Genomic DNA, 23,458 nt, shown 5'->3' with positions numbered 1-23,458 from the left:
ATGTCAGTCGCCCTGCGCCGCGCGGTCGATGAACAGCGCGCCCTTGGTCACCACACTGTCACCAGCCTTCAGGCCGTCCAACACCTCTACCAGCCCGTCCTGCTGCCGCCCCAGGGTCACGGGGCGCAGCGCCAGGGCGTGGTGGGCGGCGTCGGCCACCCAGACGCGCGACACCTCGCCCTCATGGATCACCGCCCGTTCCGGCACGGCCAGGGCCGGGGCGGCGGGGGCGCTGGCCCCAGGGTCGGTAAACAGGCGCACGGTCGCCATCATCTCCGGCTTCAGGGCGCCATCGGCGTTGTCCAGGGTGACGCGCACCGCCAGGCGCCGGGTGGCGGGGTCGATGGCCGGCGCCACCGCCGTCACCCGGCCCCGGAACACCCGGGCCGGATAGGCGGGCACCCGCACCTCCACCTCCTGCCCCACGGCCACCGCGGGGGCGTCGGCCTCGCGCACGTTGGCCAGCAGCCAGACGGTGGAAAGGTCGGCCAGGCTGAAGGCCATGGTGCCGCCGCTGGCCGCCCCGTTGACGTACTGGCCCGGGGAAACCTGGCGCTGCAGCACCGTGCCGGCGACGGGTGCGCGCACCGGCGTCGGCGCCAGGGCGACGCCCCCCTGTGTCAGGGCCGCGATCTCCTGCGGGGTGCGGCCCAGCACGCGCAGCCGGTCGCGAACGGCGGCCAGGGCCGCCTGCGCCGTGCGCGCGGCCGTTTCCGCCGTCACCAGGTCCACCTGCGCCTGCTGCCAATCCTTCAAGGCGCCGCCGTCGGCCTGGTACAGGTCACGCTGGCGCTGTTCCGTCATGCGCGCCTGGCGCAGTTGGGCATCAGCCGCGGCGGCGGCCGACGCGGCAGCCGCCAGATCGCTGCGCCCCTGCGCCATGTCGGTGGCGTCGACGGTCATGAGCACGGCGTCCTTGGCCACATGATCGCCCACGCGGGCGGTCACGGTGCCCACCTGACCGGAAACGGGGGAATAGACCGGCGTCGTCGCCTCGTCATTGGCGGTCACCCGGCCATCGGTGTCGATGTGGGTTTGGAAGGGGTGCGGGGCCACGGTTTCCATGCCCAGCGTCGCCCACTGGCCCGGTGTCGCCTGGAAGGTGCCCGGGGCGGCCTCGGGCTGGGGCGGCGGCGCCGGCGGCGCATCGCTTTCCCTGATCACGATCATTCCCACGACCGCGGCCACCAGCAAAGCGGCACCGAGCCACTGCAGCCCACGACCGGGACCGGGAAGAAAGCGGAAAGAAGGCACCCTAAACACTCCACACGACAGTCGCGGGCAAACGGGGGAAGGCCTAAACAGCCGCGTCGCGATGACGCATCCGCACGGTGCACCGCAAAAACCAAGGAAACGCGGGATCGCACCTTTGCAGGACCAGGGCAATGGGCCATTTCAGCGCAGGTGCCGCCCGATTTATTGGAGACATTCCTGAATTTCATGGTTAGCGCCTCATCGCTGTGACGATTTGATTACGCCGCATCGCGCGCGCCGTGGGCGGAACGCTTGTTTTCCTTGGAATGCCCCACATAGCCGGCCCGCCGACGGACTTCCCGGACGGCCAGTGGAGGGTTGGGAAGGCGCCCTTCGGCCAGCCGGGCCATTTGACGCAGGCCGTAGGCCGAACGGCCGAGAGCACAGTCCCGGCTCTCCATCCGCCGCCTTTGGTCATGCCGTCCGGAAGGCCGGATATTCCCATCCTCGACCCACCTGGTGGGTGGATAGGCATTCCGGCACGGCCCTTAGCGCTTTGGCCCGCCTGCTAGTTGCCACGGCAACCGGCCCCGCTATTTCCCGATTTGTTACCAGGGAAAGGCCCGGTGGGTCCTTCCGAATGGATCGTGAGATGCGCCGCTGGGGGCCATCGAGGAATGTCTGGAGGTCGCCTGTGCTGAACGCCCTGCGCAACCTTTTGTCGATCACCGTCGTTCTTCTGCTGCTGGTTCCCCTGACGGACCTGGCCATGCAGGTGCTGCCCCCCGTCATCGGCGCGCTGCCGCCGCTGCTGGTGGGCCTGGTGTTCCTGGCCTTCGTCGGCCAGGTGCTGGCGGCCGCCGTCCGCCATGCCCGCCTGCACGGCATACAGTTGACCAAGCCTGGAAACGGCCCCCATGCCGGTTCCCTGACGAGAGAGATCACGCCATGAACGCACCCCTTCGCAACATCCTCTATGCCATCCTCAGCCTGCTGCTGATCATCATGCTGGTGGATTTGGCCGTGACCCTGCTGCCGCCCATCCTGGCCGAGGTGTTGCGCATCATCGTCGGCATCGGCGTCTTCCTGTTCCTGCTGCAGTTCCTGGCGGGCCTGTTCCGCAGGACGCCATGACGCCTTAAGGTCCCGACGAAGCCGAATAGGCCTGGCCATCATCGCCAGGCCTATTTCTTTTGTTCCCCTTTTGGACCTCTTTCCCCTTGACGGCGACTGCGCGTTCCCACACTCCATAAGGGCAAACCGGATGGAGAGATGCACGCGATGCGCAAGGGTCTTCGGAACACCACCACGGCTTTGTTTACGGCTGCCTGCCTGGCCAGCGGCACCGCCCTGGCCGCTGATGCCGCCGGGGGCGCATCGGTTCCCGGCGACAAGCAGACGCCGGGCCACCACACCTACATGTTCGTGCTGAGCTGGGAGCCGGAGTTCTGCTACCTGCACGGCGATGGCCATCCGGAGTGTGCCGCCGGCGACCGCGCCACCAGCTTCGGCGCCACCCACCTGACCCTACACGGCCTGTGGCCGCAGTGGAGCAGCGCGTGCTCCCTGTCCGCCAAGGACAACGACCCCACCTGGAAGGACCGCGTGCTGCCGCCCCTGTCCCCCGCGGTACAGGGCACGCTGGCGGAGGTCATGCCCGGCATCGCCTCCGGCCTCACCTTGCATGAATGGCAGAAGCACGGCTATTGCAGCGGCCTGTCCGCCGACCAGTACTATACCCAGGCCGGCGCTATGGTTAAGACGCTGGGGGCTGCCAAGGCCGGTACCCTGCTGGCCGAGGCCACGGGCAAGAGCGTGACGCGCAAAGCCCTGTGCGACGCCCTGGCCGCCGACTTCGGTGAGGCCGCGCGCCAGTCCGCCGTGCTGGGCACGGGCAAGGCCGCCTTCCTGACCCAGATCACCTTCACCCTGAAGGCGGCCGACGACGGCACCACCGCCCTGGACGCCGCCCACCTGACCGACAGCCCCGCCGACCAGCCTGGGCGCTGCGACAAGGGCAACCCGGATGAGGCCGTGAAGGTGGCGGGGTTCAAGTAAGAAAAAGGCGGCGTCCCCGCGGGCGCCGCCTTTCTCATTTCGCTACCGAAACAGCGTTGCGGCCACGCGCCCTACGACACCAGCGGCGGCAGCGGCTGCGGGCCGGCGGCCTGTTCGATGACGTGGCCGACCTTCAGCACGGTGGCCTCATCGAACGGACGGCCCAGCACCTGCAGGCCCAGGGGCAGGCCCTCGCCGCTCAGGCCGGCCGGCACCGACAGGCCGGGCAGGCCCGCCAGGTTGGCCGGAACGGTGAAGACGTCGTTCAGGTACATGGCGATGGGGTCGTCCATCTTCTCGCCGATGCCGAAGGCGGCCGACGGGGCGGTGGGCGTCAGGATGACGTCGCACTGCTCGTACGCCTTGGTGAAGTCCTCGGCGATGCGGGCCCGCACCTTCTGCGCCTTCAGGTAATAGGCGTCGTAGTAGCCGGCCGACAGCACGTAGGTGCCGATCATGATGCGGCGCTTCACCTCGGCGCCGAAGCCCTCGGCGCGGGTGTTCTCATACATCTCCTTCAGGTCCTTGCCCTCGACGCGCAGGCCGAAGCGCACGCCGTCATAGCGGGCCAGGTTGGAGGAGGCCTCGGCCGGGGCCACGATGTAGTAGGCCGGCAGGGCGTACTTGGTGTGCGGCAGGCTGATCTCAACCGGCGTGGCGCCGGCGGCCTTCAGCCATTCGATGCCCTGCTGCCACAGCTTCTCGATCTCCGCCGGCATGCCATCGACGCGGTATTCCTTGGGAATGCCCACGCGCAGGCCGCGGATGTCGCCGGTCAGGGCGGCGGCGTAGTCCGGCACCGGCACATCGATGGAGGTGCTGTCCTTGGGGTCGTAACCGGCCATGGAGCGCAGCATGAGCGCCGCGTCCTTCACCGTGCGGGTCATGGGGCCGGCCTGGTCCAGGGACGAGGCGAAGGCGACGATGCCCCAGCGCGAGCAGCGGCCATAGGTCGGCTTGATGCCGACGATGCCGACAAAGCTGGCCGGCTGGCGGATGGAGCCACCGGTGTCGGTGCCGGTGGCGCCCAGCGCCAGGCGGGCGGCCACGGCGGCGGCCGAACCGCCCGACGAACCGCCGGGCACCAGCTTGCGGGTGAAATTGCCTGCCGCGTCCTTGGGCGACCACGGGCTGATCACCGGGCCGTAGTGGCTGGTGATGTTGGCGGAACCCATGGCGAATTCGTCCAGGTTCAGCTTGCCCAGCATGACCGCGCCGTCGCGGAACAGCTGGGTGGTGACCGTGCTCTCATACGGCGGGACGAAGCCATCCAGGATGTGGCTGGCGGCCGTGGTCTGCACGCCCTCGGTGCAGAACAGGTCCTTGATGCCCAGGGGCAGGCCGTCCAGGGCCCGCTGCTCGCCCTTGGCGTAGCGGGCGTCGGCGTCGGTCGCCTGCTTCAGCGCCACGTCCGGCGTCTCGATGATGTAGGCGTTCAGTTCCTTGGTCGCCGCCATGGCGTCCAGGTGCGCCTGGGTCAGCTCGACGGCGGTGAACTCCTTGGCGGCCAGGCCGGCCAAGGCGTCGGCCATGGTCAGGTGGGTCAGCTTCGTCATCACTCGACAACCTTGGGCACGGAAAAGAAATTCTCGGTGGCATCGGTGGCGTTGGCGACCACCTTTTCCGGATAACCGCCGTCGGTCACAGCGTCGGGGCGCCGGCGCAGGTTGGCGGCGACCACGCTGGTCATCGGTTCCACGTTTTGGGTGTCCACCTCGCCCAACATCTCCACCCAATGCATGATGGTGTTGAGTTCGCCGGCCAGCTGCTCCAGATCGGAGTCCGGGACCTTGATGCGGGCGAGATGCGCGATCTTCGCCACGGTGGCCTTGTCGAGGGACATGGTGCTAAGTCTCTCCTTCGGAATAAGGAGCCACGAGGGCGATGACAGGCGGCGTGTCGTATGCCGCCGGCCCCCGGGCGGCGCGGAAGGTAACACCCGGTATGGCGATCCGCAACATCAGGGACCTCAAGGCCCAGCTGCCCCCTGGCGGGCGGCTGATGGGCCTGGATTTGGGGTCCAAGACCATAGGCATGGCGATCTCCGATCCCGGCCTGACCGTGGCCTCGCCGGTCGGCACCATCATGCGGCGCAAGTTCACGACCGACGTGCAGGACCTGGCCAAGGAGCTGCGCGGCCGCAACGTCGCCGGCTTCGTCATCGGCCTGCCCCGCAACATGGACGGCAGCGACGGCCCGGCCGCCCAATCCGCCCGCAGCTTCGCCCAGAACCTGATCGAACAGCCCCACCTGCTGGGCGGCCAAGTGCCCGAGATCGCCTTCTGGGACGAACGCCTGTCCACATCGGCCGTCAGCCGCATGATGATCGAGTGGGACATGACCCGCAAACGCCGGGACGAGGTGGTCGACCGCATGGCCGCGGCCTACATCCTTCAGGGCGCCCTGGACTTCATGGCGGCCGAGGCCGCGCGCGCCGCCCTGGCCGCCCGCGACGAAACGGAGGGTGACGCGGCGGGTCTGGATGGAAGACACGATGAAGAAGACGGCGACCGGGATGACTGACCAGGCATGCTGCAGGTCCTGACGGCGCTGGCGCCCACCTTCCTCCTGATCGCGATCGGCTTCGGGGTGCGGCATTTCAAGCTGATCGACGCCGCTTTCTGGGGGGCGGCGGAACGGCTGATCTATTACCTGCTGTTCCCCGCCTTGCTGATCGACGGCACGGCCAAGACCGACCTGTCGGGCATGGACATCTGGGCCATGGGCGGCACCCTGGTGGGCGGCATCCTGCTGCTGAGCCTGGGGCTGCAGTTGACCTGCCGTCGCCTGTCGGGCAGCGACCCGGCCTACACCTCGGTCTTCCAGGGGGCGGTGCGGGTCAACACCTACGTCGCCATGGCCTTGGGCGCCGCGCTGCTGGGCCCGCATGGCACGGCCCTGATGGCCATCGGCGTGCTGTTCTGCATGCCCACGGTGAACATCCTCAGCATCCTGGTGATGCAGCGCCACGGCGACATGCCGGCCGGCATGACACGCCATCCCCTACGCACCTTGTGGCAGATCCTGAGCAACCCACTGGTCTGTTCCGTCATCGTCGGCGCCGCCCTGAACCTCGCCGGCGTCCGCCAAATCCCTGTGGTGTCGCCCGTCATGGCCGTGCTGGGCCAGGCCAGCCTGCCGCTGGGCCTGCTGGCCGTGGGCGCCGGCCTGGGCTTTTCCGCCATCCGCGGCGCCAAGGTGGCGGTTGCCATCAGCAGCGTGGCCCGCCTGGCCGTCCTGCCCCTGATCACGGCGCTGCTGGCCAAGGCGCTGGGCCTGGAGGGCAACGCCTTCGTCGCCGTGGTGCTGTACAACGCGCTGCCCACCTCCGTCAGCGCCTATGTCCTGGCCCGCCAGATGGGCGGCGACGCGCCGCTGATGGCCGGCATCATCACCGTCCAGACCCTGGCGGCGGCCGTCACCCTGCCGGTACTTCTGGCGCTCTTGACCGCTTGAAACGACTTCGGCGGCGCAGGGGTGCCCTACGCCGCCGATCGTCACGTCAAAAAGCCCACACGCGTCAGTGCATGGACACCGCACGCGGCGAACCGCCGCCCTTGGCCGCGGCCTTGCCCGACAGCAAGTGCAGGCCGGTCAGCAGGCCATAGCCGGCGATCATCAGATAACAGGCAACGGGAACGATGAAGGCCAGGACCAGGCTGGTCAGGTCTGCGACCTTGCCCGTGATCATGGGCACCACGGCGCCGCCGAAGATGGCCAAGCACAGCATGCCGGCACCCTGCGGCGTCTCTTCCTCCAGCCCATCGATAGCGATGGTGAAGATGGTGGGGAACATGATGGAGTTGCACAGCCCCACCGACAGGATGGTGGCCATGGCCAGCGTGCCGCTGCTGGCCATGGACAGGCTGACCAGCAGGGCGGCGGCCAGCGAGCACGCCATCAGCACGATGCCGGGCCGGGCGAAGCGCAAAACGACAGAGCCGATGAAGCGGCCAAACATGGCGCCGCCCCAGTACAGGCTGACCAGCACGGCGGCCTTGGACTCCGGCGTGTTCAGCACGTCATGCAGGTGGACCAGGCCGGCGAACCAGGTGCCCAGCTCCGACGCCACGTCCCGCGTGCGGTCCAGGATCAGGTAGTTGACCATGGCGCTGCCGATGGACACCTCCGCCCCGACGTAGACGAAGATGGAGACCACGCCCAAGGCCAGTTGGCTGTGGCGCAGCACCTTCAGGCTGAGGCCGCTGCCTGACTGCTGGTCGGTGGAGGCCCCCTCACGGCCCCGCAGGAACCAGAACAGCACGGACAGGACCACCAGCAGGGCCGCGATCATGAGGAAGGGCACATGCACGCCCCGCGCGCTGGCATCCCCATCCGCCGCTTTGGACAGGATGAAGACCGAGCCCAGGATGGGCCCCAGCGTCGTGCCAAGGGAGTTGAAGGCCTGCGCCAGGTTCAGGCGGCTGGACGCTGTCTCCGGCCGGCCCAGCAGCGACATCAGCGGATTGGCCGCCACCTGCAGCACGGTGATGCCGCCGGCCATGACGAACAATGCCAGCAGGAAGGCGGCGAACAGCCCCATGCTGGAGGCCGGCACGAACAGCAGGCAGCCCAGGGTCATGATGACCAAGCCGGCGACGATGCCGCGCAGATAGCCCAGGCGCGCCAGCAGGGCGCCCGCCGGAACCGACACGACGAAGTAGGCCAGGAAGAAGGCGAACTGCACCAGCATCGCCTCGGTGTAGTTCAGCGAGAACTGTTCCTTCAGCTTGGGGATCACGGCATCCACGATGGACGTGGCGAAGCCCCAGGCGAAGAACAGCATGACGACGATCGGGGCCAGCGACGTCATGGATTTATTGTGGGCGGATGCGGTCGACATCGATCGTTCGTCCAGTCGGTATGATAAGTCCGGGCCCGAGGGGTTTGACATCCGTCGGGCCCGGGTTCAATGGCTATTACGACACATTCGTATTTTATTGCGTTGCGAAATGAAATTTTCCGCAACGCAGCATATTTAGTTCGACGCCGCCTTGGTCCGCTGCTCCGCCACCTTCTGCGCCAGGTCCAGCCGGTCCTTCATCGGGTCGACCTCCAGCACCGGCCCCTTGGTGCCGAAGTCCATCAGGCGCTCATCCTGCCCAGCCTTGAAGGGCGTCCAGGCCGGCAATCCCTGGGGCTCCGGCTTGCCCGTCTTGGCGAAGGCCACCCAGTAGGCGTGCGCCGCCTTGGCCGCCGCCGCGTCGGCCACTGTCAACGCGTCGCCGTAGCGGGCCTTCACCGTGTCGAAGACGAAGGGGATTTCGGTCGCGTGCGGCGTGCCCCACCATTCCTTGCGCATGCTCTCCGCCACATAGGAATAGCGGAACAGGTAGACGGGCGATTTGTGGGCCGACAGCAGGCGGGCGGTCTCGCGCGCCGGCTCGATGAACATGAAGGCGCCCGCCACACGGTGGCCGATCAGCTTCACATCGCGTGACCCGTCGGGATCGAACAGGGCCAGCGCCTTGTCCTTGTCGGCGCCGAAGGGCGCCAGCACATCGTCCAGCGAACCACCGAAGAAGAAGCCGTCGGCCCCGGTGGCGCCCACCATCACCGGCACGTCCGCCCCCTCGCCCGCGGCATAGGCCGCCACGGCGGAAGACCGGCGCACCACGGCACCGTCCACCATGGGTCCGGAATAGGTCGGCGTGTTCATCGTGGCCATGTTCAGCCCGTCCACCACCGTGTCGGCCGGCAGGGCGCGCAACGCGGCCAAGCCGGCGGCGCCGGTGTCGCTGATCCCATGCTGGGCGGCATAGGCCACGCCGGCCTTCTCCCCCGACGGGGCGTCGCCCTCCGCCCGCAGGGGCGGGGTGGGCAGGATGCGGTCGCGCCCGGCGCCGGACTGGATGATACCCCGGTTGAACAAGCCCTTGGCCAAGGGCGAGGTCAGCAGCATGTGCACCGAAATGCCGCCAGCGGACTCGCCGAACACCGTGACGTTGTCGGGATCGCCGCCGAAGGCCGCGATGTTGCGCTTCACCCACTGCAGCGCCGCCAGTTGGTCCAGGTAGCCGAAATTGCCGGTGGGGCCCTGCCCCGCCTCGGCCGACAAGGCCGGATGGGCGAAGAAGCCGAAGCGGCCGACGCGGTAATTGAAGCTGACCAGCACCACGCCGTCGCGGGCGAAGTTGGAACCGTCATAGACGGCGGGGGAGCTGCCGCCGTTCACGAAGCCGCCCCCGTAGATCCAAACCATCACCGGCCGCTTGGCGCCCGGCTTGACGGTGTCGGCGGGCGCCCAGACGTTCAGGTACAGGCAATCCTCCGCCGGGGCCACGCCCAGGGGCGCCGCATCGCCCGGCAGCGGTTTTTGCATGCAGTCGGCGCCATACTCGGCGCCGGAGCGTACGCCGGCCCAGGCGGCAGCCGGCTGCGGCGGGCGCCAACGCAAGGAGCCCACCGGCGGGGCGGCAAAGGGGATGCCCTTGAACGCCGCCACATCGCCAGTGACCACGCCGGAGACCCGGCCCTGTTCCACCTGCACCACCGGCGCCGCGGTCTCCGCCGCGAAAGCCGGCACCGCGGCGGTCAGCAGCAAGGCCGCGACCGCCACCCGTTTCATCATCTTGGACATCGCATTTCCCCTGTTCTCAGGATCATCGCCGCCGGCTCCAGGCTCAACGGAAGCCGGCGACGATCCAAGTTCCAAAAAGGCTTATGGCTGGCGGGTGGAGGCCTTGACGGCCGCCCCGCCCTTGAGATCCAGGTCGGTGGCCGACGCGCCCACGGCCACCTGGTACTCACCGGCCTTGACCTGCCAGGCGTGGGCGGCCTCGTCGAAATTGCCCAGCAGGCGGGTGTCGGCGGTGACGGTCACACGCTTCTTCTCGCCGGGGGCCAGGGCCACCTTGGACCAGCCGATCAGGCGCTGGGTCTTGGTGCCGGCGGCATTCGTCAGATAGACCTGCGGCACGTCCTGGCCGGGGCGCTTGCCGGTGTTGGTCACCTCGAAGCTGACGGTCAGGGTGTCGCCGCCCGTGACCTTCACGTCACCGTAGCTGAAGCGGCTGTAGCCCAGGCCATAGCCGAAGGGGAACAGGGGCTTGGCCCCCGTCTTGGCGTAGTGGCGATAACCGACGTCGGCGCCCTCCGTATAGGTGATCTCCGCCGGACTGAACTCCGGCTTGTCGGCGCCGGGAATGTCCTTGTACAGCAGCTGGCCGTCATCGGCCGGGAAGGTGATGGGCAGGCGGCCGGAGGGGTTGGCGTCGCCGAACAGGATGTCGGCGATGGCCTCGCCCCCCCGGCTGCCGGGATACCAGGCTTCCACCACGCCGGCCACCTTGTCCAGCCAGGGCATGTGCACCGGCCCGCCCGTCTCCAGCACCACGATGGTGTTGGGGTTGGCGGCGGCCACGGCGGCGATCAGGGCGTCCTGGCCGTTGGGCAGGCTGAGGTCCGGCGCGTCGGCGCCCTCGCTCATCCACTGGGTGGCGAAAACGATGGCCACGTCGGTGGTCTTGGCCACGGCAGCGGCCTCCGCCGGGTAGGAGCCGTCGTTGAAGCGCACCTGTTTCTCCCCCGCCTTGGCGCGGATGGCCTTCAGGGGCGAGGACGCGTGATAGACCACGGTGCGGAAGGGACCCATCATGCCGTCGCCGCCCAGGGGGATGCTGGCGCCTGGGCCCCCGTCCGACACCACCTGCGAGGAGCCGCCACCCGACAGCACGCCGGCGTTGGCGAAGCCGCCGATGACGGTGATGGTCTTGCCTTTCGTGGCCAGGGGCAGCACATCGCCCTTGTTCTTCAGCAGGACGATGCCCTCGGTTCCCGCCGCCTTGGTCACCTGGGCGTGGGCATCGAAGTCGATGGGCGCCTTGACCGCCGGGTTGTCGAAGAGGCCGGCCGCGAACATGGACCGCAGGATGCGCCGCGTCATGTCGGACAGGCGCTCGACCGGCACGGTCTTGTCCTGGACGGCGGCCTTCAGCGGCTCATTGAACCAAACCTTGCCAGCCCCCCTGGCGCCAGCAGCGCGTCGATCTGCTCCCCCAATTCCTGGTCCAGGCCGTTCACAGCCGCCTGCACGCCGTGCACGGCGCCCCAGTCGGACATGACCCAGCCGGGAAAGGCCCAGTCGGTCTTCAGCACCTTGTTCAGCAGGAAAGGGTTGTCGCAGGCATAGGCGCCGTTGACCTTGTTGTAGGCGCACATGACGGAGCCAGGCTTGCCCTTCTCGATGGCGATCTGGAAGGCCAGCAGGTCGCTTTCGCGCGCCGCCGCCTCCGCGATCTTCACATCGATGGTCATGCGCTGGGTTTCCTGGTCGTTCACCGCGAAGTGCTTGATGGTGGAAACGACGTTCTGGTCCTGGATGCCGCGGATGGATTCGCCACCCAGTGTGCCGGCCAGCAACGGATCCTCACCCAGATATTCGAAGTTGCGGCCGTTGCGCGGGTCGCGCGCCAGGTTGACGCCGCCGGCCAGCAGGACGTTCAGGCCCTTGGCGTGCGCCTCCTTCCCGATCATGGCGCCGCCCTTGTAAGCGGTTTCAGGATTCCAGGTGGACGCGAGCGACAGGCCGGACGGCAGGGCCGTGGACGGGTCGCCCGGCCGCACGTTCATGGGGTTGGCCACGCCCAGGCTGGCGTCGCTCTCCTGCAGGGCCGGGATGCCCAGGCGCGGCACGCCGGGGATATAGCCGGCGGACCCGATGGCACCTTCCGGCAGCTTGGCGCCCAGGAAGGGCATGGCCATGGGCCCGTGGACCAAGCCGATACGCTCATCCACCGTCAGCTCCTTGTTCAGCAGGTCGGCGCGCTGGTCGGGCGACAGCTTGGTGTCCATCCAGGGGCGGACCGCCTCGGCCGCGAGGGCACCGGTGGCGAACGAGGTGGCGAGGGAGAGCGACAGGGCCGTGCTCAGCAGCAAGGTGCGTACCGTCATGGGGTGCGTTTCCATCCAGTTGTTTCTTTTGAAAAGGGTCACGGCTGACGCAGGCCGGCGCCGATGGGGTAGAGCGGGTCCGGGCTGTCGTGGGGGATGTCGGAGGCCTGGGCCGCCACCGCTGCCATGCTGCGCGGCAACTCAAACGGCAGGCGCCCCTGCGCCGCCACCTTTCCGGTGACCACGTCCAGGAAGGCCCGGTCGCTGACGCCGAAGTCGACATAGAGGCGAGCGGCCTTGTCGCGGATGTCGGTCAGGATGGCCGGGCGGTCGAGATAGACGCTGACGATGGCCGGCACCCCGGCGGCGGCCACGGCCTTCAGCGCCTCATAGTCCGCGTTGCCGTCGTGGAAGCCCAAGTCGCCCTCATGCTGCAGGCTGCCGAAGGTGTAGTTGGGATGCAGGGTCTGGAAGGGGGCGGACAGGCGCATAACGGCGACCTCCGCCTGTTTGGGGTCGTCCACCACTGTCAGGCCGGCGGCCTTGGCGGCCTCGGCCGACACGCCGCGCAGGTAGACCTTGCGGCCCGCGAGGGCCACGGGCCCCTCCCCCGCCTCCAGCAGCACCATGGAGCGGGACTGGGCGGCCAGCCCTTCGGCCAGGAACCGCGGCGTGCCCACCAGTTTGGCGGCGGCGTCGGCATCGACGTAGGGGTTCTCGAACAGCCCCTGCTGGAACTTCAAGGCCAGGATACGGCGTACCGACTGGTCCAGCCGCGCCTCCGTCACCAAGCCCTGCTTCACCGCCGCCAACAGGGGCGCGGGGTCATCCACGCCGCCGAACTGGTCCAGCCCCGCCTCCAGCCCCTTGGCGAAGCGCGCCGGGGTGGAGAGGTCCTCCACGCCCCAGGCGGTGGAGAAATCCTTGAAGGTGGGCCGCTCACCGGCGGGGAAGCCGTTGCGGCACACCGCGTTGCAGTCATTGGCGATGGCCCAGTCGGACAGGATGATGCCCTGGAAGCCATAGGTGCCGCGCAGCAGGTCGGTCAGGAGCCAGCGGTTGAAACCGGCGCCCACCTGCTCCACCGGCTTTCCGTCCACCACCATCTCTTTCAGAATGGAATAGGTGGGCATGACGCCGGCCACATGGGCGGCGAAGGCGCCCTTGAAGGGCAGGACGTGCTGGTCGAAATGGGACGGCCGCACCAGGGAATAGCGGCCATAGCTGTTGTGGCTGTCGAAGCCCTCCGCCGCCGCACCATAGCCCACCCAGTGCTTGACCACCGCCGAGACGCCGGTGACACCAGGGCCGTCATCGCCGCCCTGGAAGCCCTCAACATAGGCCCGCACCAGTTGGCCGTCCAAGGCCGGATCCTCACCGAAGGTGCCGTTGATGCGGGACCAGCGCGGCTCCGTCGCCACATCGGCCTGGGGCGACAGGGTCTGGTGGATGCCCACCGCTCGGTATTCCTGGCGCGCGATGTCGGCGAAGCGGCGCACCAGGGCGGGGTCGCCGATGGCGCCCAGGCCCAGCGTCTCCGGCCATTGCGAGAAGCCGGCGGACAGCTGGCTGGCACCGGCCGTCACCTGGAAGTGGTTGCGCGGGTCGGTGCTGAGCGTCAGGGGGATACCCAGGCGTCCGCCCTCCGCCACCGCCTGCAGGCGGTTGTCCTGCTCCGCCAACTGCTGGGGCGGCGTCGCCTGGCGGGTGATCAAGGTGGTGATGCCGAAGTCCCGGATCATATGGGTGGCCAGCGGGAAGTCGTAGGGCCCGCGCATGGTGGCGAAGGTGAAGCCCCCCTCCGGTGGAACCGTGCCGTGCAGCAGGGTGCCGGCCTTTTCCGCCAGCGTCATGCGGCCCAGCAGGTCGGCCACGCGGGCGTCGACCGGCAGGCGCCAGTCCTCGTAAGGGTCCAACCTGCCGTTACCGTTCAGGTCGCGGAAGGACAGGCCATCCACCGCCAGCAGCGGCTTCACCCGGCCGCCCAGCACGGGCTGCGGCGGCTCGCCGGCCGTTCCACCCCCGAGGGCGGGGGCGGCCAGCAGCAGGCTCAAGGTCACCAGTGCGGTCAGGCGGCGGCGCGGCGAAGGCATGGGCTTTTCATCCCGTCAGGCGAAATGGAAAAAGAGGCGTGCCGCCGGGGAAGGAGATTCCTGCGGCACGCCCAGGGGGAAGTGAGGCGACAGGCCTCGGAGGAAGCGGGTTAGAAGTTGGCGGACACCCTCACGCCGTAGGTGCGGGGCGGGGCATAGGAACCGCTGCCGGCCAGGCGGTTGCCCGACCCGTTGGTATCGGGATTGGCCACGACCAGCACGGCGTTGTTCTCCAGGTTGCGAACATAGGCCATGACCCGCCAGCGCCGGTCGGCGTCGTCATAGGCCAGCGACAGGTTGGTCTTGGTGTAGGCCTTCTGTTCGGTGACGGCGAAGTTGCGGTAGTCCAGGTTCTGGTCACCGACATAGACGCTGTCGACACGGGCCGTGATCATGGCACCGGACGCCAGGTCCCACATGTGCTGGTAGCCCAGGTTGATGGTCCATTCGGGCGACTTGGCCAGCGTATTGCCGGTGTAGACGGCGGCGCTGCCGCGGTGGAAGACGTCGCCCGTGGCCAGGACGAAGTCGGTATAGCGGGCGTGGATGTAGGAGACGCTGCCGTCCACCCGGTCGCTCTGGGTCAGCAGGGCGGCCCCTTCCACCTCCACGCCATAGACCTCGGCCGTGCCGGCGTTGACCGTGACGGTGGAGGCCTGGCCCGCCACCTGGCCGATGGCGCTGACCTGGAAGTCCTGATAGTCGTAGTAGAAGCCGGTCAGGTTCAGCTGCAGCTTCTTATCCATGAACTGGTTCTTCACGCCGACCTCGTAGGCGGTCAGCTTCTCCGGCTGGTAAGGGTTGTTGTTCGGCGGCTCGCCGTCGCCATAGCCGCCGGCCTTGTAGCCCGTGCCGATGGAGGCGTAGAGCATGCTGTCCGGCGCCAGGTCGTATTCCGCCCCCACCTTCCAGTTGGTGGAATGCCAGGTCAGGTCCGCGTCGTTGAGGTAGAGGGGGGAGCCGCCGACATAGGTGTTGCCGACAATGTGGCCGAAGGCCTCGGTGGCGCCGGTGCGGGCCTTGTTGTCCTCGGTATAGCGCAGGCCGCCCGTCACCCGCAGGCTGTCGGTGAGGCTGTAGGTCGCCTGGGCGAAGGCGGCCTTGGACTCCTCCGTCACCACCGGCTGGACGAAAGCCAGCGAGGTGATGCCGGCGATAGGGTCCAGCGCGAACAGGACGTCGTTGTTTTCCTTGAAGTAATAGAGGCCCGTCACCCACTTCAGCGGCCCGTCGCTGTTGGCCAGGCGCAGTTCATGCGACATCTGGTCCTCATCGGACCGGAAGATGGTGGAGGCGCAAAGGGCGCCGGAGGGGGCGGCGCAGGTGGCGCTCTGCGTGGAACCGCCATGGGTGTGGTCGGTGTCCGTACGGTAGGCGCCGACGTAGGTCAGGGTGGCGAATCCCAGATCCCAGTCGGTGGTCAGCGAGACACCCTTGTTGGTGTGGTTCAGGCTGCCGTCCGCCGACACCGGATAGGTGTAGGGCGAACCGAACTTGGCGTACTGGCCGATGGGGGCGGAGGCGTAGCCCACGCCGCCCTCATGGAAGATGTCCACCGACAGCAAGGCCTTGAACGTCTCGCTGGGCGTCAACTGGACCTGCAGGCGGCCGGCCTGCGTATCCTCATCATTGAAATTGCTGGAGCGGCCGTTGTTGGTGTAGCCGTCGTGCCGGCTGGTCTGGAAAGCGGCGCGCACGGCGAGGGTATCGCTCAGCGGCACGTTCAGCATGCCGGAGGTCTGCAGGTTGTTGTAGTTGCCGTAATCCAGCGACGCGTTCCCTTCGAACTTGTCGCTGGGCCGCTTGGTGATGACGTTGATGCTGCCCGCCGTGGCGTTGCGGCCGTACAGCGTGCCCTGGGGGCCACGCAGCACCTCGATGCGGTCGATGTCATAGAGCGCGCCGATGGCCGCGCGGGACCGGGCCATGTAGACGCCGTCGACGTTGAAGGCCACGGCGGGATCGCCCACCTCGGTGTCGTTGGTGCTGCCGATGCCGCGGATGGCGATCTGGACGGAACCGCTGCCGTTGTTGCCCACCGCCAGGCCGGGAACCATGTTGTTCAGGTCGGTGGAGCTGGAGACGCCGCGCTGCTGCAGGGTGTCGCCGGAAAAGGCGGTGATGGCGATGGGCGTCTTCTGCGTCGTCTCCTGCCGCCGCTCGGCGGTGACGACGATGTCCTCCAGTTGCTGGGACGCGGCCGCGGCTCCCTGAGGAGCGTTCTGCGGGGCGGCGGTCTGAGCCAGGCCAGGGGTGGCGATCAGGCTGGCCAGCGCGGTGGCGGCCAACAGGGTATACGTACGCATCTCTCCCAATTCTCCCATTCTGCTTCTTTGTTCTTGTCGTCGTGAAGACAAGCCGTTGGCCGCTGTGCCGAGCCTCTTTCGGGCTTGTCTTGAGGATGAGCGGCCCCCGCGCCGGCCCCTGTCACCCAGGGGCCGGCCCGCACCCAAACGGGTGCGCGAACCGGCAGGCTTTCATCGCGGTTCCCAAAGGCGGGCCATGGCCGGATCCGGGGCAAAGCCGGGCCGATCACCGCCGCCCCGTAGGGGCACGATGGCTCATATCCGATGATGATTCTTAAGAAGGCGGCCGGCTTACCGGATGACCCCGCCCTTGAACGCGCAGGCGTCACTCATGATCGTCTCTCCCGTTTTGTCGGGCCTCGCCTTGTTGTTGTCCTTCGGCTTCAGGGGCTGAATGACAGCGCTGTCCCTGATGCCGAAAAAATAAGGAGGCCTCGTTGGCCCTATTTTGTTATCATCCAGAACAACCCCGCGCAAGAGGGTTTCTTGAATCCCCCCCGACAGGAACATGCCGTTTCGTCGCCGGCCCGCCGCCCGGCGGTTTCCCCCACTATCTTTGCCGCCCGCCGATGGTATGATCCCGCCCGCCTTCCCAGGGGCGTGGGCAGACGTTCCGGGAATGGCGCGGGGCAGCGGTCTGGTTGGAGTTTCGGGGCGTTGAGCAAGGCCACCATTTACGATGTCGCCCGCGTGGCCAACGTCTCCATCAAGACGGTGTCCCGCGTCCTGAACGGGGAACCCAAGGCCAGCGCGGAGACGCGCGCGCGGGTGATGGAGGCGGCGCGCAGCCTGAACTACACGCCCAGCCTGTCGGCCCGCGCCCTGTCGGGGTCGCGCAGTTTCCTGATCGCGTTGGTCTCTTCCGGCGGGGTGTCGGACAACGCCATGCTGTATTTCACCGAACTGCAGATGGGCGCCATCCAGGCCTGCCGCGGCGGGGGGTACCATCTGCTGACGGAATATACCGACCTTGGCGCGTCCGACTATGGCGCCTTGATGGAAACGCTGGTGTCCACCCTGCGGGTGGATGGCGTCATCCTGGTCCCACCCCTGTGCGACGACCCGCAACTCCTGTCCCTGCTGGCGCAGCGGGGGGTGATCTGCGTCCGCATCTCCCCCACCCAGGATGGCGGCACGGAAGAAAAGTGGGGCTGGGGCGTGGACATTGACAATTACCGGGCCGCCTTTCAGATGACACGCCTCCTGATGGACCAGGGGCACCGCGACATCGGCTTCATCCAGGGTCATCCCCAGCACGCGGCGGCGGCCCAGCGCGAAGCGGGCTACCGCGACGCCCTGTTCGACGGCGGCCCCATCCCGGAACGGCTGATCCAGCCCGGCTTGTTCACCTTCGACAGCGGCCTGCCCGCCGCCCGCGCCCTGCTGGGCCAGAAGCGACGCCCCACCGCCATCTTCGCCGCCAACGACAGCATGGCCATGGCCGTGCTGTCCGTCGCCTACAAGATGGGCATCCCCGTCCCCGGGGCGCTGTCGGTCGCGGGCATCGACGACCTGCCGGCGGCCAGCGTGGTCTGCCCGCCGTTGACCACCGTGCGTCAGCCGGTGATGGAAATGGGCGCCGCCGCCGCCCGCTTCATCATCGACCGCCGGGCCGGCCAGGTGGGCAGCTATCTGAAACAGATATTCGACCACAGCCTGGTGGTGCGGGAGTCGACCGCGCCGCCGGCGTGAGGCGCCCCCTTTTTCCTGGCCCAACCCGGCTATTTCCGTTACAAACCGCGCCCCCGTTCAAAAACCCGATTCTTTCGGCCGTTGTTGGAGCGCGCACCATGGGCTATTGCGGCCTGGACTTTGGAACGTCGAACAGCACCCTGGGTGTCGTCGAGGATGGCCAGGCCCGTCTGCTGCCGCTGGAGGGGGAAGAGACCACCCTGCCCAGCGCGCTGTTCTTCGACTTCGCCGCCAAGCGCGAGGAATTCGGCCGCGCCGCCATCCAGATCTATGCCGAGGGCGCCGACGGCCGCCTCATGCGATCGTTGAAGTCAGTGCTGGGCACCGACCTGATCGACATGGAAACCCAGCTGGACCGGCGGCGCATCAGCTTCCGCGACGTGTTGAGGACCCTGCTGACGGAGATCAAGCGCCGGGCGGAGGAACAGGCGGGCCGCCCCCTGACCCAGGTGGTGCACGGCCGCCCGGTGCATTTCGTCGACGGCGACGACGCGGCCGATCGCCGGGCGGAAACGGCCCTGGCCGATATCGCCCGCGATATCGGCTACACCGACATCTCCTTCCAGTTCGAACCCATCGCCGCCGCCCTCGACTACGAGCGCCAGGTGAACGCGGAGGAGATCGCGCTGATCGCCGACATCGGCGGCGGCACCTCGGATTTTTCCATCGTGCGCATCGGGCCGGATCGGCGGAACGCCGCCGACCGGGGCCAGGACATCCTGGCCAGCACCGGCGTGCGCATCGGCGGCACCGACTTCGACCGTCTGCTGTCGCTGCACGGCGTCATGCCGCACCTGGGCTACCAATCCGCCATGAAGCGCGCCGGCCTGCTGGCGCCCAACAGCTATTTCAACGACCTGGCCACCTGGTCCAAGATCAACTTCCTCTACGCGCCCAAAGTGGTGGCGGAGCTGCGCCAGGTACTGCGCGAATCAGCGAAGCCCGACCTCATCGGACGCCTGATCCATGTGGTGGAAGAGCATCTGGGCCATCGCGTCGCCATGACGGTGGAGCGCACCAAGATCCGGCTCAGCGCCACCGCCGCGCAGCCGGGCGGGGAAGCCATGGTTGTGGAAGTCCCGTTCGACTTCGTCGAGCGGGGCCTGCGCATTCCCTTCACCATGCCCGGGTTCGCCACCGCCACCACGCCGCTGACCGACGGCATCGCCGGCATGATCCGCAAGGCCTTGGCCGACAGCGGCCTAGCCCGCGACAAGATCGACGCCGTGTTCCTGACCGGCGGGTCCACCCTGTTGCCCAACGTGCGCGCCAGCATCCTGGCGGAATTGCCGGAGGCTCGCGTGGTGGAGGGCGACAAGTTCGGCTCGGTCGGCCTCGGCCTGACCTTGGAAGCCCAGCGGCGCTATCGCTGACCCGGAAAAACACCCGCCGGCGGGGTCGCGGGCGGGTGCTTTTCAGCGGTTGCGCGGGGGCGCCATCACGGCGTGTCCTTGTGGGCCTCCTTGCTGATGGCGTGGCCGGTGGCGGAGATATCCTCGCCGGCGCCCTCGGTGGTATGGCAGGCGCTGACCAGCGCCCCCATGCCCAGCATGGACAAAAGAACAAGCGCGCGGAGTTTGGTCGTCATCGTGGCCCTCCTTGGTGGGCTAGGGGTTGCACTCATTTGCGGTCGGCGCGACTGGCGGGGGTTCCGACAATCAGGCCGGCCACGACGGCCGCCAGCAGAGCTGGCACCTTGTGTTTGACCACCAGGCGCTGGGCTTCCGCCATCAGCGCCTCGGGGTCCAAATCCAGGGCCGGATGCATCGCCGGCGGGGGCGGCGGCTCGCGCCGGCTCACCAACAGGCGCATCACGAGCAGCAGCACCAGGCACAGCACGATGAGGGCCAGCGCCACCAGCGTCGGCGTCCAGACGGGCCCCATCTGCGGTTCCAGCCCGGCCCACAGCGCGGCGCACAAAAGACCCACCGCCGCCACAACGGCCAGCATGGCCAGCACGCCGGTGAGGATGACGGTGACGACACCGTCGACCAGCGGCGCGGGAGAGGACCGGTGCACCGGACCAAAGGGGATGACCCCCAGTTGCGACAAGGCCATCACGGCCAGCTTGGTCCAGCCTTCCATCACCGGTCCCCCTTATGCGGCGCTCATATACCACCCCGTCCGGCCCGCCTCAGCGGGACAGCAGGCGGCTGGCGATAAATCCGGCGGAGAAGGCCAGCAGCAGGCTGGTGATGGGCTGCGCCTCCACCTGTGTGCCCACGGCCTTGGCCGCCGCCTCGCCCTTGGCGGCCAGCGTCTTGTAAAGATCGCTGGCCTCGGCCTTGATGGCGCTGGACAGGTGGTCGGCATCCTCCCGCGCGGCGTCGCGCACGGAACGGGCGGCGGTGGCGGCGGCGTCGATGGTTTCGCTCTTCATCGTCCTTCTCCTTTGTTGGTCGGGGACCGCCGAAGGGGCGGCGCGCGCCCTCAAGTCGGCCCCCGTGGGCGAGTCCCGGTCCGTCGGGCCCGCCGGATCCGGCATCGCGGGCCGGCGGTCAGCGGCGTTCCAGCGCGTGCTTCAAGGTACTCATCTGATCATGGTCGGCCTTGATGCTGTCGTAGCAGGTGGCGACCACCTCGCGGGCCGGCATGGGCAGATCGCCCTGCAGGGCCTTCTCGAAGCTTGACTTGATGTCGTCCTCGCCCGCCTCGACGGCGGCGACGACGCTCTGGTCGCTACCGGTGACAGCGTTTTTCAGGTTAACGAACATACGGCGCGCCGCCCCTAGCACCGTGCCGTCCGTTTCGGGCTGGCCACCCAGGCTGATGACCTCGGCTTGCAGGGCGGTGGTCAGCTGGCGGCGCTGGCGGGCGCGGGTGGAGAACAGCGTCTTGAAACTGTCGTTGGCGGCCTCTTCCGCGGCGTCCTTGTAGCCCAGGGCGCTGTCCAGAGTCTTTTCGATTAGATCGTTCAGGACTTTGATCGAATGTTCGGTGGCGGCGGGCGGGACGGTAGGGGGAACGGTGGGCGGAATCATGGTCTGCTCCTCTCCTGGAATGGTTGCCATGTCGGGATCGTATTATTCGCCCCGATGTTGAATAAACAAACCTCGCATAAGGAGCGTTGCGCAGAAATTGTTTGCTATATCTTTATCAATAAAATTAACCAGTTGCTCATAGTATAGAATGTTTTACCTAAGCTGTGAGGCTGGCCCATTACTGGATAACGTTCCGCCTAGGCCGAACGCGCCGACACCCCGCCATTGGTATACCCTGCCCTTGGCAGCCATGATCGGGTGAGGGAGGCGCAACGCCGTCCCTCACCCTTCGGCGAAGCAACCGTCAGCGTATGGTCGCCAAGTTCTTGCGCAGACCGTCGGCGTCGGAATTCTTCACGCTGCGCGCGGAGACGATGGCCGATACCGATTCCGGTTTGCCGTAATAGGCTTCGTTCCAGCTGTCGCGGGGCTTCAGGACCGAGCCGTTGAGAGTCAGGCCGGCATAGGCGCCGCTGGCCGACGACCAGACGATGATATCGCCGCTCATCGAGGTGCCGGTGGCGGCCTCGGCGGTGGAGCCCAAGGTCACCACGGCCAGACCCGCCTGGGCACCGATCTTGAATTCATCCTGCAGGACGGACGACAGGGCCTTGTCGCTCATGATGAACAGGACCAGCTCCGCCTGCTCCACGCCGATCTGCAGGCCGAAGGAAGCGGAGCCCAGGGTGTAGAAGGCGGGATAGCTGAAGTCGCCATTGGGGCCCCGCGTCAACAGCACGGCGTCGCCGCCCTCGCCGCCCACAAAGAAGCCGCCCTTGATCAGCTGCGGGACGATCAGCACGCCCTTGGCGCGGCGCATCAGGTCACGGGCGTTGCCGAATTCCTTGTCCTTGCGCAGGTCGTCGATGGTGACGCGGGCGCGCTCCACCAGGTTGCTCTGGTCCGTGCCATGGGATGCGACGGCAGCCAGCGCGTGGGGCGCGGTCGCGGTCATGGCGCCGAAAACCATCAGGGCCGACAAGGCGGCGGGAATGACTCGGGAGTGCAGGGACGGCTTGGCCGCCGCCGAGGTGTACGACACAGGCATCATGGTCACTCCGTTATTGGGCCGGCCGGGGGCGCCGGCCAAGCCATCGCCGCTGAGGGGCCAGCTGGCGGGGATGGTGGATGGGAATGGCCGGAACGGCCGCTCCCTTTGCTGTTTCAAGGCGCTCGCCAATAAGGTCAGGGACCCCGCCGCGGCACGGGGGGTGACGGCGTCCGCACCGTCACCGGCCCAGCGGCGGGCACAGCGGCAGACCACCGCCGCCCCGTCAGTCCACAGCCTTCTTGGCGGTGTCCTTCAGGGCCTTGCCGGCTTCCTGAATCTTGCCGGCGGCGTTCTGGGCATGGCCCTCGACCTTCTTGGCCTTGCCTTCGGCCACCATCTGATCATCGCCCACGACCTTGCCGGCCACTTCCTTCACGGCACCGCCGGCGATCTTGGCATTACCTTCGATACGGTTCTTGTTCATGATCGTCTCCCTCTGTTGGGGTTGGGTTGAAGTACCATCCGGGCTGAATCGAAAGACCGCTATCCGCCCCGCGTCCGGAAAACCTCGCTCCGGGCCGGCACGACCGGGTCCCCGTGAATCGCTCCCGGGGATGAGCGCCTCAGTATGAACAAGCGGCTTCCCAAGAGTTGATCCGTCAATAGCCAGTCAATGTTCAACACGCCTTATGGCGGGAATGTGGCGCGATTAGGCGGATCATGCGGCAATTATCGCTATATAATGAAGTAGGATATTGGGAAAGAATCACATTATTTATTTCGTCATCATCACGATGGCCGCACTATCGGCTCTGTACGACCAAATGCCTATGTCGTCACCTTTATTTACACACCGGACTAGCAATACGGAATACACCTGGGCGTCTCGGCGCTATGGCACGGGTCATGCACACCTCTTTTCTTTGGCGGATAGCTAGTTTTTCATGCCGACGGGATTTTAAAAACATGTTTTGGTCACAATGAATTTCCATCATCTGAACGCCTTCGAATTCTGGAGGGATGCCGTTATGAATCTTGGAACCATCATCCTGATCATTCTAATACTGTTCCTGATTGGCGCTCTGCCCACCTGGCCGCACAGCGTCAACTGGGGTTACTATCCGGCCGGCGGCCTGGGCACGTTGATCGTCATCGTGCTCATCCTCATCCTGATCGGCCGACTATAGGACATCCCTCTGAGGAGGGCCTGGACGGCCTCGGCGCCCCCGCGCCGGGGCCGTTCGCGCATCCGGGACCCGACCTGGCCATCCACAGCCGTTGGACGAGATACCCTTATGGATTTCACCCGCC

At 67.4% G+C, this 23,458-nt stretch carries 23 protein-coding genes; 8 read left to right on the top strand and 15 right to left on the bottom strand.

Annotated elements, in window-relative coordinates; all coding sequences use genetic code 11:
• Window positions 1–3: 3 nt before the first annotated feature.
• The gene (locus UAA55_RS16700) at window positions 4–1,164 is read right to left on the bottom strand and encodes an efflux RND transporter periplasmic adaptor subunit (protein WP_322954107.1); all 1,161 of its coding nucleotides are present in this window, start codon (window positions 1,162–1,164) and stop codon (window positions 4–6) included.
• A gap of 724 nt (window positions 1,165–1,888) precedes the next feature.
• Between UAA55_RS16700 and UAA55_RS16695 the strand changes: the two genes are divergently transcribed.
• The 3 genes from UAA55_RS16695 (at window position 1,889) to UAA55_RS16685 (ending at window position 3,252) form a co-directional block, all read left to right on the top strand.
• Window positions 1,889–2,146, top strand: a complete 258-nt coding sequence (locus UAA55_RS16695) for a hypothetical protein (RefSeq protein WP_322954106.1) — start codon at window positions 1,889–1,891, stop codon at window positions 2,144–2,146.
• The gene (locus tag UAA55_RS16690) at window positions 2,143–2,328 is read left to right on the top strand and encodes a hypothetical protein (RefSeq protein WP_040845379.1); all 186 of its coding nucleotides are present in this window, start codon (window positions 2,143–2,145) and stop codon (window positions 2,326–2,328) included. The genes UAA55_RS16695 and UAA55_RS16690 overlap by 4 nt, the downstream gene beginning before the upstream one ends.
• Window positions 2,329–2,475: 147 nt before the next feature.
• Window positions 2,476–3,252, top strand: coding sequence for a ribonuclease T2 family protein (locus UAA55_RS16685; RefSeq protein ID WP_322954105.1), 777 nt, complete (start codon window positions 2,476–2,478; stop codon window positions 3,250–3,252).
• Between the two features lie 71 nt (window positions 3,253–3,323).
• Here the strand turns inward: UAA55_RS16685 and gatA are convergent, their stop codons facing one another.
• Window positions 3,324–4,808: an Asp-tRNA(Asn)/Glu-tRNA(Gln) amidotransferase subunit GatA gene (gene gatA, locus UAA55_RS16680; RefSeq protein ID WP_322954104.1), complete on the bottom strand. Its 1,485-nt coding sequence runs from the start codon at window positions 4,806–4,808 to the stop codon at window positions 3,324–3,326.
• Complete coding sequence (gene gatC / locus UAA55_RS16675) at window positions 4,808–5,095, bottom strand: Asp-tRNA(Asn)/Glu-tRNA(Gln) amidotransferase subunit GatC (RefSeq protein ID WP_040845375.1); 288 nt, start codon at window positions 5,093–5,095, stop codon at window positions 4,808–4,810. Before gatC ends, gatA begins: the two co-directional genes overlap by 1 nt.
• 101 nt (window positions 5,096–5,196) lie before the next feature.
• On the opposite strand from gatC, the gene ruvX reads away from it, so the two are divergent.
• Together ruvX and UAA55_RS16665 are read left to right on the top strand one after the other, a co-directional pair.
• Window positions 5,197–5,775 (top strand): Holliday junction resolvase RuvX, encoded by a 579-nt coding sequence (gene ruvX, locus UAA55_RS16670; RefSeq protein WP_322954102.1) that lies wholly within the window; start codon window positions 5,197–5,199, stop codon window positions 5,773–5,775.
• 6 nt (window positions 5,776–5,781) lie between these two features.
• A complete protein-coding gene (locus tag UAA55_RS16665) occupies window positions 5,782–6,708 on the top strand; it encodes an AEC family transporter (protein ID WP_322954100.1) in 927 nt (308 codons plus the stop codon).
• A 64-nt stretch (window positions 6,709–6,772) separates the two neighbouring features.
• Here the strand turns inward: UAA55_RS16665 and UAA55_RS16660 are convergent, their stop codons facing one another.
• The 6 genes from UAA55_RS16660 to UAA55_RS16635 all read right to left on the bottom strand — a co-directional run bounded on the left by UAA55_RS16660 (window position 6,773) and on the right by UAA55_RS16635 (window position 16,483).
• A complete protein-coding gene (locus tag UAA55_RS16660) occupies window positions 6,773–8,095 on the bottom strand; it encodes a sugar MFS transporter (RefSeq protein WP_322954099.1) in 1,323 nt (440 codons plus the stop codon).
• A gap of 135 nt (window positions 8,096–8,230) precedes the next feature.
• Window positions 8,231–9,832 carry a carboxylesterase/lipase family protein gene (locus UAA55_RS16655; RefSeq protein ID WP_322954097.1) on the bottom strand — a complete coding sequence of 534 codons (1,602 nt, stop codon included), beginning with the start codon at window positions 9,830–9,832 and terminating at the stop codon, window positions 8,231–8,233.
• Window positions 9,833–9,913: 81 nt separating this feature from the next.
• On the bottom strand, window positions 9,914–11,161 hold the full coding sequence (locus UAA55_RS16650; protein ID WP_322954096.1) for a glycoside hydrolase family 3 C-terminal domain-containing protein: 1,248 nt from the start codon (window positions 11,159–11,161) through the stop codon (window positions 9,914–9,916).
• A gap of 23 nt (window positions 11,162–11,184) precedes the next feature.
• Complete coding sequence (locus tag UAA55_RS16645; RefSeq protein ID WP_322954095.1) at window positions 11,185–12,144, bottom strand: glycoside hydrolase family 3 protein; 960 nt, start codon at window positions 12,142–12,144, stop codon at window positions 11,185–11,187.
• 38 nt (window positions 12,145–12,182) lie between these two features.
• On the bottom strand, window positions 12,183–14,177 hold the full coding sequence (locus UAA55_RS16640) for a glycoside hydrolase family 3 protein (protein ID WP_322954093.1): 1,995 nt from the start codon (window positions 14,175–14,177) through the stop codon (window positions 12,183–12,185).
• A gap of 110 nt (window positions 14,178–14,287) precedes the next feature.
• Window positions 14,288–16,483, bottom strand: coding sequence for a TonB-dependent receptor (locus tag UAA55_RS16635; protein WP_322954092.1), 2,196 nt, complete (start codon window positions 16,481–16,483; stop codon window positions 14,288–14,290).
• A gap of 657 nt (window positions 16,484–17,140) precedes the next feature.
• On the opposite strand from UAA55_RS16635, the gene UAA55_RS16630 reads away from it, so the two are divergent.
• The gene (locus UAA55_RS16630; protein ID WP_322954090.1) at window positions 17,141–18,175 is read left to right on the top strand and encodes a LacI family DNA-binding transcriptional regulator; all 1,035 of its coding nucleotides are present in this window, start codon (window positions 17,141–17,143) and stop codon (window positions 18,173–18,175) included.
• Between the two features lie 98 nt (window positions 18,176–18,273).
• Complete coding sequence (locus tag UAA55_RS16625) at window positions 18,274–19,548, top strand: Hsp70 family protein (RefSeq protein ID WP_322954089.1); 1,275 nt, start codon at window positions 18,274–18,276, stop codon at window positions 19,546–19,548.
• Between the two features lie 65 nt (window positions 19,549–19,613).
• Here UAA55_RS16625 and UAA55_RS16620 read toward each other — a convergent pair whose 3' ends face one another.
• The 6 genes from UAA55_RS16620 to UAA55_RS16595 form a co-directional block, all read right to left on the bottom strand.
• Window positions 19,614–19,763 carry an entericidin A/B family lipoprotein gene (locus UAA55_RS16620; RefSeq protein ID WP_145610108.1) on the bottom strand — a complete coding sequence of 50 codons (150 nt, stop codon included), beginning with the start codon at window positions 19,761–19,763 and terminating at the stop codon, window positions 19,614–19,616.
• 32 nt (window positions 19,764–19,795) lie between these two features.
• A complete protein-coding gene (locus UAA55_RS16615) occupies window positions 19,796–20,260 on the bottom strand; it encodes a hypothetical protein (RefSeq protein ID WP_322954088.1) in 465 nt (154 codons plus the stop codon).
• Between the two features lie 49 nt (window positions 20,261–20,309).
• Entirely contained in the window at window positions 20,310–20,555 is a 246-nt protein-coding gene (locus tag UAA55_RS16610; protein WP_145610110.1) for a hypothetical protein, read from the bottom strand.
• Window positions 20,556–20,673: 118 nt separating this feature from the next.
• Entirely contained in the window at window positions 20,674–21,156 is a 483-nt protein-coding gene (locus tag UAA55_RS16605; protein WP_322954087.1) for a ferritin-like domain-containing protein, read from the bottom strand.
• A 304-nt stretch (window positions 21,157–21,460) separates the two neighbouring features.
• On the bottom strand, window positions 21,461–22,207 hold the full coding sequence (locus UAA55_RS16600) for a lipid-binding SYLF domain-containing protein (protein ID WP_322954086.1): 747 nt from the start codon (window positions 22,205–22,207) through the stop codon (window positions 21,461–21,463).
• Window positions 22,208–22,430: 223 nt separating this feature from the next.
• Complete coding sequence (locus UAA55_RS16595; protein ID WP_322954085.1) at window positions 22,431–22,631, bottom strand: CsbD family protein; 201 nt, start codon at window positions 22,629–22,631, stop codon at window positions 22,431–22,433.
• 544 nt (window positions 22,632–23,175) lie between these two features.
• On the opposite strand from UAA55_RS16595, the gene UAA55_RS16590 reads away from it, so the two are divergent.
• Entirely contained in the window at window positions 23,176–23,334 is a 159-nt protein-coding gene (locus UAA55_RS16590; protein ID WP_322954084.1) for a DUF3309 family protein, read from the top strand.
• The last annotated feature ends 124 nt before the right edge of the window (window positions 23,335–23,458 follow it).

This window comes from Nitrospirillum guanabarense (genome assembly GCF_034653355.1).
Classification (GTDB): Bacteria; Pseudomonadota; Alphaproteobacteria; order Azospirillales; family Azospirillaceae; genus Nitrospirillum.
Note: the sequence above shows the minus strand (reverse complement) of the source record. Positions and strands in the feature narration are given on the sequence as shown.